Annotated in this window: 10 protein-coding genes; 7 read left to right on the top strand and 3 right to left on the bottom strand. The window is 56.0% G+C overall.

What is annotated here, in order from left to right:
• Window positions 1-138: 138 nt before the first annotated feature.
• Window positions 139-1,041, top strand: a complete 903-nt coding sequence (locus CFB04_RS15415; RefSeq protein ID WP_088536214.1) for a hypothetical protein — start codon at window positions 139-141, stop codon at window positions 1,039-1,041.
• 163 nt (window positions 1,042-1,204) lie between these two features.
• Here the strand turns inward: CFB04_RS15415 and glmS are convergent, their stop codons facing one another.
• Entirely contained in the window at window positions 1,205-3,034 is a 1,830-nt protein-coding gene (gene glmS, locus CFB04_RS15410; protein ID WP_088536213.1) for a glutamine--fructose-6-phosphate transaminase (isomerizing), read from the bottom strand.
• Window positions 3,035-3,083: 49 nt separating this feature from the next.
• A complete protein-coding gene (gene glmU, locus CFB04_RS15405; RefSeq protein ID WP_088536212.1) occupies window positions 3,084-4,457 on the bottom strand; it encodes a bifunctional UDP-N-acetylglucosamine diphosphorylase/glucosamine-1-phosphate N-acetyltransferase GlmU in 1,374 nt (457 codons plus the stop codon).
• Window positions 4,458-4,637: 180 nt separating this feature from the next.
• Here glmU and CFB04_RS15400 point away from each other — a divergent pair, with 180 nt between their 5' ends.
• From CFB04_RS15400 to CFB04_RS15375, 6 genes are all read left to right on the top strand, one after another.
• A complete protein-coding gene (locus CFB04_RS15400; RefSeq protein WP_088536211.1) occupies window positions 4,638-5,195 on the top strand; it encodes an MXAN_5187 C-terminal domain-containing protein in 558 nt (185 codons plus the stop codon).
• Between the two features lie 45 nt (window positions 5,196-5,240).
• A complete protein-coding gene (locus CFB04_RS15395; protein WP_088536210.1) occupies window positions 5,241-7,103 on the top strand; it encodes a radical SAM protein in 1,863 nt (620 codons plus the stop codon).
• A gap of 298 nt (window positions 7,104-7,401) precedes the next feature.
• On the top strand, window positions 7,402-9,258 hold the full coding sequence (locus CFB04_RS15390; protein WP_088536209.1) for a cytochrome c3 family protein: 1,857 nt from the start codon (window positions 7,402-7,404) through the stop codon (window positions 9,256-9,258).
• A gap of 214 nt (window positions 9,259-9,472) precedes the next feature.
• Window positions 9,473-10,882 (top strand): radical SAM protein, encoded by a 1,410-nt coding sequence (locus tag CFB04_RS15385; RefSeq protein WP_304441172.1) that lies wholly within the window; start codon window positions 9,473-9,475, stop codon window positions 10,880-10,882.
• Entirely contained in the window at window positions 10,876-11,463 is a 588-nt protein-coding gene (locus CFB04_RS15380; protein WP_088536207.1) for an acyloxyacyl hydrolase, read from the top strand. Before CFB04_RS15385 ends, CFB04_RS15380 begins: the two co-directional genes overlap by 7 nt.
• Before the next feature lie 55 nt (window positions 11,464-11,518).
• Window positions 11,519-13,093 (top strand): carotenoid oxygenase family protein, encoded by a 1,575-nt coding sequence (locus CFB04_RS15375; protein WP_231934231.1) that lies wholly within the window; start codon window positions 11,519-11,521, stop codon window positions 13,091-13,093.
• 150 nt (window positions 13,094-13,243) lie between these two features.
• Here the strand turns inward: CFB04_RS15375 and CFB04_RS15370 are convergent, their stop codons facing one another.
• The gene (locus tag CFB04_RS15370; RefSeq protein ID WP_231934229.1) at window positions 13,244-13,948 is read right to left on the bottom strand and encodes an outer membrane lipoprotein LolB; all 705 of its coding nucleotides are present in this window, start codon (window positions 13,946-13,948) and stop codon (window positions 13,244-13,246) included.
• Window positions 13,949-13,952: the final 4 nt, after the last annotated feature.

Raw genomic sequence — 13,952 nt, 5'->3', positions numbered from 1 at the left:
CAATTCCAAGAATTGCCTCCTTTTTTTCTTGTCAGCCGGAAAATCTACGCTACAATAGGCGCAAAATTAATCTGCGCTAATTAATTGCCGGCTTTCGTTCCTTCTGATCATATTTCATGTCATGCAAAGGAGGATTTTATGTACTCGCACAAGATGACGCTCGACCAGCTGGCCGCGTTCAATCGCGCAAATGGAATGAAGGTGCAACAGATAGGGGGAACTTGGTGGGCGGAAGTCCGGCCATTCTTTTTCCGGCCCCTATTCCCTTTCACAGAGATAGACAATGCAGGTTTACGCTATCCCAAAAAATCACTGCTGGGAGGAGTTCTTCACGCCGTGTCCCCCTCGTTTTCAGCAAACACCTCGATTAATCTGTTCGTGTATGAGGACCCGCAGGGGTATTCCTTGCAAAGCCTGGGAGAAACTCATCGGCGCAGGACCAGGAAAGGCATGAAACACTTCACCGTCAGACGCATCCTCGATCTGGAGGAATTCATAGCTGAGGCCTACGAGATTTATCTTTCATTCTATTCGAGAACAAACTACCAGTACAAAAAGGAACGTCTGCGTATCCAGCATTTTACCGCCTGGTCCCATACACTGTTCAGCTTCCCTCACATAGTCGTTCTGGGCGCTTACCATGCCGGCAAGCTTTCAGCCATCGATGTATCTTACCGTGTGGAAGATGTAGTGATCGACGACATCTTCTTCTCCGACACGGCGAGCCAGCAACTGCAGGTCACGGATGTAATGCTTCACGCGCTTCGTGAAGCTGCAGCGTCTTCTGATGCGAAATATGTCTTCAAAGGGTTTCCCTCGGGTAAACCTTCACTGGATGCATCAAAAATCCTGCGCGGATGCAAGATACTGAGCAAACCGGCATTCTTCAAATTCAACCCCGTTGCGCTGTTCGCTGCCAAACATCTGATGAAAGAGAGCTACGCCAAGCTACTTACCATGACCTCTCCTTCAACACCGTACGATACCGCTGTCGAATTCAAGCCGGCTGGCACACGTACAGAGTCTGACCTTGCAGCATAGAAGTGTAGCGGCATGGCTTCATCGATGTGCCCAGAGATGCTGAGAAGTAATGGAAGAGCAAGTGATGAACTAAAAAGAACGGGGTTATCAAAACCATGATGACCCCGCCAACTGCTGTATCTACTTTTGCTGCTGTTGTTGTTGCACGCTGTTGCACACAATGCTACTCCACGGTCACCGACTTGGCCAGGTTCCTCGGCTGGTCCACGTCAGTTCCCTTCAGAACCGCCACATGGTATGCAAGCAGTTGTAGCGGCACCGAGAGGATGATAGGGGCGAGGTCTTCTCCGTCCAATGGGACCTGCAGCGCCACCTCCGCCTTGGCGGCGATTTCATTATCCCCCTCCGAAGAGACGGCTATGACCCGACCGCTACGGGCTATGACCTCCTCCATGTTGGAAACCACCTTCTCGTAGTGCGGGTTCCGCGGAGCAAGGATCACCACCGGCATCTGCTCATCGATGAGCGCTATGGGACCATGCTTCATCTCTCCTGCCGGATACCCCTCGGCGTGGATGTACGAGATCTCCTTGAGCTTCAGTGCCCCTTCCAGAGCGATGGGATAGTTGATACCACGACCGAGATAGAGGAAATCACGGGCATTCATGTACGTGCGAGCAACTTTTTCCACCTGTCCGTTCAGCTCCAGCGCCTTCTCCAGTAGCCCCGGCACCTTGACCAGGGATGCGATCATCCCTCGCCCTTTCTCCCTGTCGATCCTGCCGATCCCTCTCCCCAGACGTATGACGAACAGGTAAAGAGCAACGAGTTGCGTGACAAACGCTTTTGTTGAGGCGACTCCTATTTCCGGACCGGCATGAGTGTAGATGACTCCGTCGGCCTCTCGGGCAATTGACGAATCCACCACATTGCAGATCGCAACGTTGCGAGCCCCACGAGCCTTAGCCTCCCGCATGGCAGCCAGCGTGTCGGCTGTTTCCCCAGATTGGGAGATGAGCATTATGAGGGTAGTGTCGTCCACCACCGGGTTCCGGTAGCGGAATTCGGAGGCTATATCCACCTCCACCGGAAGACGGCAGTGCTCTTCGATGAGAAATTTGCCCACTAGTGCCGCATGCCACGAAGTGCCGCATGCAATGATGATGATCCGGCGGATTGCTGCGAATTCTTCGTCAGAGAGCTTCAGGTCCTCCAGATATACCGTTCCCTCCTCCTCGACGAGACGTCCGGCTATCGTGTCACGCACGGCCCGGGGCTGCTCGAATATCTCCTTGAGCATGAAGTGCTTGTATCCCCCTTTTTCAGCCATAAGAGGAGACCAATCGATGCGTCGAGACTTCTTGTCGAGGGGCTCTCCGGCTACGGTAGAGAACCGGGCTTCTCCGGAGCGGAAGACGGCCATCTCTCCATCCTCCATGAAGACCATGTTGCGGGTATGTGCAAGGATCGCCGGAATATCAGAAGCAATGAAATATTCCCCCTCACCAAGCCCGACCACCATGGGAGAGCCCTGTTTCGCGGCGATGAGGGTATCGGGCTCCTGCTCACACAGTATGCAGACCGCATACGCCCCCCGCAGCTCCTGGAGTGCACGGCGTACGGACTGTTCAAAGTCTCCCGTTTCTGAAAATCGGAGGTCGACCAGATGCGAGATCACCTCGGTATCGGTCTCGCTTTTGAATTCGCGCCCTTTCTGCCTCAGTTGCTCCTTGAGCTGGAGATAGTTTTCGATGATTCCGTTGTGCACGACGATGATCGACCCAGCCTGGTGCGGATGGGCGTTTATCTCGGAAGGACGTCCGTGGGTGGCCCATCGGGTGTGGCCGATACCGATTTCACCTTTGAGGGGCTGGCTCGTCATCAGCCGCTCCAGGTTCACAAGCTTCCCTTCGCTTCGGCAGATGACGGCTTGATTGTCGGTGAAGGTGCAGATTCCGGCGGAATCGTATCCCCGGTACTCAAGCTTCTTCAATCCTTCGAGAATGATCGGGGAAGCCTGCTGCCGCCCCGTATATCCGACTATTCCGCACATAGATTTTCCTTTGGCTCCTCAAGACCGTCAAGCGAGGGCACAGGTCGATTTACTTCTTTTTCAGTTTCCATCCTTCTTTGTTCACCTGGGGAGACCGGGCAATGGCGAGTGAATCGGGGGGTACATCCTTGGTGACCGTCGTGCCCGCTGCTATTAGCGAATTGCAACCGATCGTCACCGGTGCTACGAACTGAACGTCGCTTCCCACGAAGACCCCGTCCCCTATGACCGTCCGGTGTTTCCTTACGCCGTCGTAGTTGCAGGTAATGGTGCCGCACCCGACATTGACGTCACTGCCGATAGTCGCATCGCCCAGATAGGTAAGGTGGGAGGCTTTGGAACCCTCCCCCATCTCGATTTTCTTCGTTTCGACGAAGTTCCCGATTTTGACATGGGAATGCAGGACGGTTCCAGGGCGCAGATGCGCCATCGGGCCTACCGACACCTCATCATGTAGTACAGAGTCCGTCATGACCGTACCCGTCTTTACCGTCACGCCCTTACCGATGGTGCAGGCTCTTATCACGGCTCCCGGCTCTATGACGCACCCTGCGCCGATGATGGTATTGCCGGAAATATGGACGTTCGGGTGAATGGTAGTATCGCGCCCTATCGAAACCTGTTTCTCTATGTACGCAGTCGCTGGGTCGACTATGGTTATCCCCGACAGCATAAGGTCGCGGTTGATCCTCCCACGCACGACCGACGCAGCCTGCGCGAGTTGCACACGGTCGTTCACACCCATGACTTCATCGGCGTCGGAGACTGAAAAAGAGACGCACAGCTCGTTTTGCTCCGAAGCAGCCTTTACGATATCGGTAAGGTAGTATTCCCCCTGACGGTTCCGGTTGTCGAGCCGCGTCACAGCGTCGAAGAGAAAAGCTGCGTTCACACAGTAGATTCCGGCGTTTATTTCGGTTATTCCCCTCTCTTCTTCCGTTGCATCCTTTTCTTCGACTATACGCAGGATTCTTCCACCCTCCCGCTTCACAATTCTTCCGTATCCAAAGGGATCGCATACCTGTGTCGTGAGAACGGTAACCGCTGCTGCGCGTTCTTCGTGATGGGCGACCATCGCCTGCACAGTCTCAGCCCTGAGAAGCGGCACGTCACCGCTAAGAATGACCACAGTTCCGCCGAATCCGGCACAGGCCTCACGGGCGCATGCCACCGCGTGTCCGGTTCCAAGCTGCTCTTCCTGCAAAGCAAAGACTATATCGGGAGCATTGGCGAAGAATTCCCTGACTGTTTCGGATTGGTGACCGGTGACCAGGACAACCTTTTCCGCCCCCGCCTCACGCGCCACTTCGACCGGCCAGCAAATCATCGGTTGTCCGCCAACGGGATGCATCACCTTCACGAGGTCCGACTTCATCCTGGTACCCTTGCCGGCAGCCAGAATTATGGCGATAACATTGGCCATACATCCTCCTGTACAGAATCTGAAGGCGCATCATACCACCTGCGCCCGCCAAAACCCGTCTACTGTAACGGAACATGGCCTTAGCGTCAAGGTGTTTAGCCGCCGCTAAGCCAGCGCAATTCCATGTTTTAACCTTTACTGGACCCTGCTATTTTTGCTATAGTTTTGCCCGGAGCGCGCATGGGACTTGCAGAAGATATCATACTGTTCGAAAAGGATCTCAATGAGCTGATCATCAGGTACGAGCAGTACTTCCTCGGCATAGAGAAACGTGCACCCCTCAAGCTGCTGGAAAAGGTGGAACGCTACGTCCGCCGCTACTCCGGCACCCCCATCGTCAACACGATGCTCAAGTTCAAGTTCACTTCCATTTCGGCCCGATTCAACAGCTACAAGCAGTACTGGAACCGGATCAACACGCTTATAGAGGAAGGAAGATACTCCCGGGACCGGTTCAAGATGGAAATGCACCATGCTCCCGACAGGGTCGTCAAACCTGCGGCCGCCCTGGATGAGAAGGCCACTCCGGCCTCCGAGACGGATAACCTTTACCGGCAGTACATCGAAGCACGTCAGGCGTGCAACCTGCCGGTGAACAACATCACCCCGGCGCTCATCGACACACTCGTGGCCCAGCAGAAACCTGAGATCATGAAGAAGTATCAGTGCGACAAAGTCGAGTACAAGGTTGTCATCGAAGGGGGCACTCCCAGAATCAAAGTTCGCCCGTTGAAGTAGCCCGAAATGCTCCCTTCCCCACCGCCACGGCATGAAAGGATTCCCGTGAAGGTTCTCCTCATCTCCATCCATGCCGCACCCTCCCCTCAAGCAGTCCCGCTTGCCGGCGCTTTTCTGAAGGCAGCGCTAATGGCTGACCAGGAACTGACAGAAAGCGTCTCCGTCCATCTGCAGGAATTCTTCATTACCGATCAGCCGGATGCGTGCATGGCTCAGATCCTGGATGAGGCCCCTGACGCTGTAGGTTTCTCTCTCTATTCCTGGAACCGCAGCCTCTCTGTAAAGCTCATCAAAATGCTTCGCCGGACACGGCCGGAGATCGTGCTCTTCGCAGGAGGCCCCGAAGCGACGACAGACTCCGAGAGGCTCCTTGCCGAAGCCCCCCTGGATTTCGTTATTTGCGGAGAAGGCGAAGTTCCTTTCGTTGCATCGATGGCGAGGCTCCGGGCGGGCTCATCTCCTGCCGGGATAAAAGGGATAGCATGCGGGAAAGATGGCACTGCAGTGACAGGCGAAACTGCAGATCCGGCTCTTCTCGACACGCTCCCCTCCCCCTTCCTCACTGGCGCTCTGGATGTGGATAAGTACCGGGGAGTTCTCTGGCAGCTTTCACGTGGATGCGATTTCAGCTGCGATTTCTGCTTCGACCATCGGGGGAAAAAGGGTGCACGCCGCTTTCCTCTTGAGCGCGTAGCGGCCGAACTCCGTCTTTTCGTGGAAAAACGGGTTTCACAGGTATTCGTACTGGATTCCACCTTCAATACGGATGTGAATAGGGCAAAAGAGATCCTGCAACTTATCTCGGCGACGGCCCCCCACATTCACTTCCACTTCGAGGTGCGAAGCGAGCTTCTTGACGCGGAGATGGCCCGGCTGTTCGCAGGCATAACCTGTTCTCTCCAGATCGGGCTGCAGAGCGCCGATCCACAGGTTCATCGCCTCGTACACCGTACCTTCAACCGGGACTTGTTCACCGAAAAGGTAAGGCTTCTGAATGAAGCGGGAGCAATCTTCGGGTTCGACCTCATCTACGGGCTTCCCGGAGACACCCTGGAAGGATTCGAGAAAAGCCTTGACTACGCCCTGTGGCTCCGACCGAACCACCTCGACATATTTCCGCTCGCCGTGCTTCCCGGAACAGAGCTGGCCCGCAACTCACAGCGATTCGGAATGGAGTACCCGGACTGTCCACCATACATACTCGAAAAATCGGCAACCTTCCCGACTGAAGCAATGAGCGAAGCGGCTGCCCTGGCAAAGGCATGCGACATCTTCTACAGCCGCGGCCGTGCCGTCGCATGGTTCGCTTCGGTCCTCGCTCCGCTCGGCCGCTCACCCTCCGCCTTCCTCCGGGACTTTTACCGGGCGACTGGAGAGGGAAAGGAGGTTACGGAGGCCGACCTTGACGATCAGCAGATATGGATAGGGCAACGGGAGTTCATCAGCTGGTCATATCATGAATCGGGAATCGACCGCCTTCTACCTGTGGCTCTCGACCTTATCGACTACCACTACCACTATGCCGAAGCCCTGCTGGCTCCCCCCCCCGAGCTTCCGACCGACCGGCAGCTGGAGCATACCGACCTTCTCCGGCACCCTTTGGCGCTGGCACCCTCAACCCGCCTGGCACGGTTCCACTTCGAGATTTTCGACCTGCTCGAAGCAGGGGACATAGCCCTCGAAGAGTTTGCCGACTGCTTTTCCCCCCTCGGCTCCTGCGCCGCCATCTACCCCCGTGCAGGTGAAGTATTCACAGAATCGCTGGACGATGGTTACTTCACTCTGCTTCGGCTCCTGAACGGCACCACTCCTGCGGCGAATCTGATCGACGAAGCCGGTCTGGGCAAAGCCGAGGCTGCGGAGTTTCTGGAATTCGCGGCAGCAGAAGGCATCATCATCCTCACCTGAAATTTCACTGCCTCCTCCTAAAACTACCCTTTTCTCATGAGGCTTAAGCAGCCAAGTGTATTGAAAAAGTATACATTTTGTGTTGCATTTTATTGGTTCCGGTATTAGTATGTCGCGGATTTTTCTGTTTATATATCAGGCAATTTTTTAAAACCTTGTTCTGCTTCTCGCTGCGATCACTCTGCCCTATTCTCCGATCATTGCCATGTTTTAATTAATAATATGAGTTTACAGAGCGTCCTTTGCTTCGGCAGTAGAACGTCTTTTTCACACAGAAATCTAACATAGGAGGAGTTGTATGCTGTACACCATCTACCGCCTCTTCCCCGCGCTGATCCTGGCCCTGGGGCTTGCAGCCCCTGTGGCAGCAGAGCAGGGAATGGCCATCGATCCGGCCACCTGTCTCGGCTGCCACAGCAACAAGATCTCGGCCGCCGCCTTTGCCGCTTCGGTACATGGCAAGAATGCCTGTACGAGCTGCCACGTGGAGATCACCGACCTCGCCAGACACATGCGGGGCGAAGTAAAGGTCGGCAAGGTTCACTGCGAGCGTTGCCACAAGAAGGAAAATGCAGAGCATTACGACAGCGTTCACGTACAGAAAGAAGTAATGTGCGCTGACTGCCACACCGACATCCACACCCACCGGTATTGGAAAAAGGAGAAACGGATTGCAGTTGCGAAGTGCATCCAGTGTCACGACAAGGCCGCCGTCTATCGCAACTCCGTTCACGGCAAAGCAGTCGCCGCCGGCAATCAGGACTCCGCCGCCTGCCACGACTGCCATAACCTCCATGAAATAAAGCCGATAGGTGACGGAAAATCTCATGAGGTACGGGAATTCCACACCAAGGTCTGCATGAAGTGCCATAGCGACGAGAAGATGATGGCTCGCAACAACGTCTTCAATGTCGCCGTGAAGACCTACATGGACAGCTACCACGGCAAGAACTACCGTCTCGGATTCCCGGAAAAGGTTGCAGGCTGTGCCGACTGTCACACTGCCCACTCGGTACTCCCCTCAAAAGATCCGAATTCGAGCGTTAATCCGAACAATCTCGTGAACACCTGCGGTCAGTGTCACCCGAAAGCAACCCCACTGTTCGGAAAGTTCTATTCCCACGGCGAGCACGGCAACCGTGAGAAGTACCCGATTCTCTTCTATACATTCATCGCAATGACAGGCCTGCTGGTCGGCACCTTCGCAGTCTTCTGGCTGCACACACTCCTCTGGATGTTCCGCGGCTTCGTCGAGAACCGTGAGAAGCAGGCCGCCCTGGAAGAAGGGCACGTCGAACATGCGATTCCCGACGGGCACAAGCAGTACCGACGCTTCCAGAGGCGCCACATCTTCCTCCACCTGCTCGTTATCATCAGCTTCCTCGGCCTGTCTATGACCGGGCTCCCGCTCAAGTTCAGCGATCAGGCCTGGGCAAAGGTACTGATGGGCTGGTTTGGCGGCTCTGCGAACGCGGGTCTGATCCACCGCTACTGTGCGGGCATCACCTTCGTCTACTTCATGGGAGCCATCTTCCTCAGCATCCACTTCCTCTTCATCCGTAAGGACCTGAAGGGGAACTTCCTGCAGCGGCTCTTCGGTCCCGATTCGCTCATGCCGAACCTGCGTGACATCCAGGATGTCACCGGAATGGTCCGCTGGTTCCTCTTCAAAGGTCCGAAGCCGACCTTCGAACGCTGGACCTACTGGGAGAAATTCGACTTCATCGCAGTCTTCTGGGGTATGTTCGCCATCGGCGGCTCCGGCCTGATGCTCTGGTTCCCCGAGTTCTTCGGTCTGTTCCTCCCGGGCTGGATGTTCAACGTAGCCACCATCGTCCACTCGGACGAGGCGCTGCTTGCCACCGGCTTCATCTTCACCGTCCACTTCTTCAACACCCACGGGCGGCCTGAAAAATTCCCGATGGACTTCGTCATCTTCAACGGCCAGATGTCGAAGCACGAGTTCATCGAGGAGCGTGGCGACCAGTGGAAACGTTACGAGGAAATGGGCATCACCGAGACATTCCGTGCCCATAAAACCAGTGGCGTCGCATATGACTTCATCATCAAGGGCTTCGGTTTCACCGCCCTTGCCATCGGGATCGGACTCCTGATCCTGATGATCATCGCCTTCCTGCACGGCGGAGCACACTGACACACAGCACCTGAAGGCAAGGGGGCTGCCGATCCGGCAGCCCCCTTTTTTTTGACCGGCTGGCCTTTTTTAATGCCATACCTGCCAGCGCTCCGTCGTAGCGCCCGCCATCTCGCAAAGCAGCACGAATACGTTGACACCTCCCACCCCGGCTTCTATCATCAACTCTGCAATTACACGTCCGGCTTCATCTCACGAGGTTTGTTTGAAAATAGTGTTCGTACATCCGCACGGGTCCAACTGGATGGGGAGCGGCAAAGACATCAGCACCATCTTCAACCTGATGCCCCCCCTGGGAATATTGAGCATCGCTGCCTATCTTGAATCCCACGGCATACTTACAGAGATAATCGACTGCTACGGCACCGCGCTCACCGGCACAGCCCTGGCAGAAGATATCCTCAGCCGCAGCCCCGACGCTGTGGCCTTCTCCTGCACCACCTCCTCCTTCCTCGAAGGATACGGTATCGCTGAACTTCTGAAGGAGAAACGGCCTTCCCTACCCATCATTTTCGGCGGCGCCCACGCATGCTCCGTGGGTCCTCCCCTGCTCGAAATGTTTCCCGCCATCGATTATCTTGTTCTCGGGGAAGGGGAGCTGACACTGCTCGAACTGTCGACAGCCGGCTTTACGGGAGCTGAAAAAATACCTGGAGTGGCTTGCCGCAGCACCAACGGCACAACAGCATCAAGTGTACGGGAGCTCATCAGGAACCTTGACGATCTCCCATTTCCGGCCTACCACCGGCTCCCGGATTTCCCCCGCCGGTACAACCTCCCGCTGTTCAGTTACCCGACTGCTCCAAACACCAGCGTCATATCCAGCCGCGGATGCCCCTACCACTGCAGCTACTGCGACAGGTCGGTGTTCAGTCAGGGATTCCGATTCAATTCACCCGAGTACATCGTTGAGCACCTGGCTTTTCTCCACCGGGACTTCGGAATCCGCCACGTTTTCTTCTACGACGACCTTTTCACCTTTGATAGAAAGCGGATAGCCCGATTCTGCGAACTGAAGGAGAAAAAGCGCCTTCCGGTCACCTACAACTGCATCGCTCGCCTCGAACATGTAGATGCGGAGCTGCTTGAGCTTCTGAAGCGGTCCGGCTGCTGGCAGGTAAATTTCGGCATCGAATCTGGAGATCCGGAGGTGATAAGGAAACACCGGAAATTTTACGGTCTTGATGAGGTGCAAACGAAACTTCGACTGGTGAGAAAATCGGGAATGCGTGTGAAGGGTCTCTTCATGATCGGGCTGCCGGGAGAAACTGAAGAATCGATCCTCCGCACTATTGACTACGCTCTGAAGCTCCCACTTGACGAAATAAACGTCACAAAGTTCACGCCCTTCCCCGGAGCCCCTGTATACCGCGACATCCGGGAACACGGAGAGTTCTTCGAAGAGTGGCCGCTGATGAACTGCATGAACTTCGTCTTCATTCCCAAAGGGATGAGCAAGCCGCAGTTGGAAGATCTCTATAATCAGTTCATAAGGCGTTTTTACCGCCGCCACCGCATTCACGTCGGGTATGCCAAAATGCTCTGGAAGTCCCCACACAGTATTGCCCATTTCCTGCGTAATCTGCCGGAAATTCTCCGGTTCGAGATGAAGCAGAAATGGTAGCGTTCATCGTGGCTATAGTCTTTGTGCTGTTCTATGGGGCAACGCCTCCAGCATGCGCAGGTGAGAATGTTACCCTTGCGGCTGCCACAGGGGAACTTGCACTTTTAGGCGGGTACGGAATCACCCACCGTGGTTTCGGCGCCACCCGAAGTCAGGTCCAGACCGTCGACGCCATTCTGCGTTACGGTCATTTCCTCTCGGAAGAAGTTGGAAACGGCTGGTACAGGGGTCGCCATGAAATCATTGTGGAGCTTCCCGTTCACCTTACCCTCGACCCGCGAGTCCGCACCATGGTCGGAGGCTACCTCCTCGGAAGCTGGAAATTCTCGCCCGGCGGCAACCTGTCCCCTTACCTCCTCTGGGGCGGGGGAATACTAATTAACGATCTGGGCCTGCAAACCCAGGGGACACGGCTCAACTTCTCCTATCAGGGAGGGACAGGGATCAACTGGTTTTTCAGCAAAAGCACCGCCCTGACAGCTGAATACCGTTACCATCACATTTCCAACGCCGGAACGGCAGAGCCGAATGAGCCGCTCAATTCGAGCAAGTTTCTCTTCGGCCTGACCCGCCTCCATTAGCAACTACTTCTTCCCTCATTCCTGCACACGCCTCGCACGTTGTTATACTAATGCCATGATGACTTTCGCCTCATTGAGCCGGCGGCAGTTCCTGGCGGCCTGCTGTGCTTCCGGCCTTTCGCTGGCGCTGCCGGGATGCGCGCGCGATCTCCCCCTGAGAAAAGAGGATTTTCCCGACTTCGGAGACAGCAACCGCCCGTACCTGGGTATGGCAACGTCCCTTAGAAGAGAATTTGATTACGAGGCTTCGGTAGAGGGGCGAATTCCACCTTCACTGCGAGGAACCCTGTACCGCAACGGTCCCGGCCTCTTTGACCGCGGAGGCCTCCGGAAGAGAACCTTGATCGACGGCGATGGCATGGTACAGTCCTTTTGTTTCGATGATCGGGGAGTCCGCTACCGCAACCGTTTCGTCCGTACCCCGAAATTCATCGAAGAAGAAGCCGCAGGATGCTTCACTCGCCCTACCTGGAGCACCCAAGCCCCAGGCGGCTGGCTCGCCAATATCTGGCGCGCGGGAGACGTTATCAGCCAGGCAGGGATATCGGTCGTCTTCTGGCGGGGAAAACTCTTCGCCTTCGATGAATCTAGCCTCCCTTTCGAAATCGATCCGGAGACGCTGGCAACCGTGGGGGAAACCTCTTTCGGACTGCCCCGCGATCTCACAACCTACTCGGGTCACCCGAAGCTCGATCCTGCGACGGGAGAGTGGCTCCACTTCGGCGTCCGCCATGGCCCGTCGCCGGAAATTCATCTGACCGCCTTCGGTTCCGATGGGAGACTAACAGGTCACCGTTCGTTTCCTCTGCCACGCTACGTCTACATGCACGACTGGTTTGTCACCCGTCGCCACGCCATCATCAACCTTCACCCACTGGAAATTTCCGTCTGGGGGTTCCTTCTCGGTCGTCGCAGCCTCGCCGACTCCCTACGGTGGCAGCCGCAGAAAGGGACGCTTCTTATGGTGATCGACCGCCATTCCGAATCTCCTCCCCTGCTTCTGGAAACCGAGGCTCGTTTCATGTGGCACTCCATCAATGCAGTCGAACGGGGTAATGAGATAGTGGCGGACTTTGTCGGGTACCGGAACCCGGACCACATCGTCGGAAGCGATCCCTTTATCTTTGCCGCCATGGAGGGCCGGCCGGGAGAGCATCGGTGGCCGGGGGAGATCCGCCGCTACCGGATAGATCTGAATCGCCGAAAGGCTTCCCAGGAAATTACATACGCGGGGCGTTGCGAATGGCCGCGCATCAACGACCGGCTTCTTCTTGCTCCCTACCGCTACGCCTACGTCGCCGAGAGCCGTCCCGGCGAGTTCTTCTGGTCCGGCATTACCCGTTTCGATATAACCAGCGGCCGGGTTGAGCAATTTTGGTTTCCCGCCGGGGTCTACTGCTGCGAACCCAACTTCGTTCCTCTTCCTGGCTATCGCTACAGTGCTGAAGGAGCAGAACCGGGGTGGGTCCTGACGGAAATCTACGACAGCACCACCCGCACCAGCTCATTGGCGGTTCTGGACGCTGAGAGGACTTCGGCAGGCCCCATCGCCACCGTATGCCTGACCCATCATGTGCCGTTCAGTTACCATGGATGGTGGCGACCGGCACCTCAAAAACCAGCACTATGATTTCCGGCGAAGAGGCGCTGACAAGGAACACAAAGGCAAGTGGTGACTGAGAAGACTGGGAGGTTGGTTTCCCCCCAAAGTTTGCGCCGCAGGGGGAGGCTGTTTTGCTATCGCAAAAAGGAGAGATTTGGCAAAGGGAGAATGATTAGCCTACATTCCCCTGAATTGGGAAAGCGGTGTTATGGACAGCCCCTCAAGATGGGGCGAGAAGGCGGCATCCTCCAAAGGCTGGTTGATCTCGGGCTCCTTGAGGGTCACCTTCACCCGCACTCCTCTGGTGTCGCTGAACTCCATCACCGATGGGAGAGGCGCCCCGTCGATGGACTGGTAGTCGCGGTAATGCACGGTATCGCCTTCCTCTGTCACCTTACGCTCAAGAAGCCCGTCGTCTCCGTAATATGCGAGATACCGTCCTCCTCCAGCGTCCGATCGCGCAACGGTTCCGGGCAATGCGGGGTCATAGAGGGGGTCGGCCTCAACAGCCCAGCTCATTAGGCGCCACACCTGCATGCCGTTCCCCTCCGGCAGGTCCGCAACGGCACCAACATATGCCACATCCTTGGAAGGGATGGCCAGGGTCGCCCGATCACCTTCAGTGCAGAATTCCAGGGCAGTAGTCCCGAACGGCGTGAGCATCACGAGGCGAAGACGGTCCGGCTTGCGGTACGCCAGGTAGCCGTTACCTCCGGTACCACCCGTCGGCGTCTTCACCGAGACAGAGACCGCCGCGGTTAGAGTTTCCAACTGAACGCCGGGACGGAAAAACTGTGGAGCCTTAGGAACAGTCGCACAACCGGCGAGAAGCAGAAGAATTGCTGAGCAGAAGATCTTCCGGTATGCCTTGGAGAACATCATGAGC

It is taken from the genome of Geobacter sp. DSM 9736, from assembly GCF_900187405.1.
Classification (GTDB): domain Bacteria; phylum Desulfobacterota; class Desulfuromonadia; order Geobacterales; family Geobacteraceae; genus DSM-9736.
The sequence above is the reverse complement of the archived record's forward strand: the minus strand, read 5'-3'. Positions and strand labels throughout refer to the sequence as shown.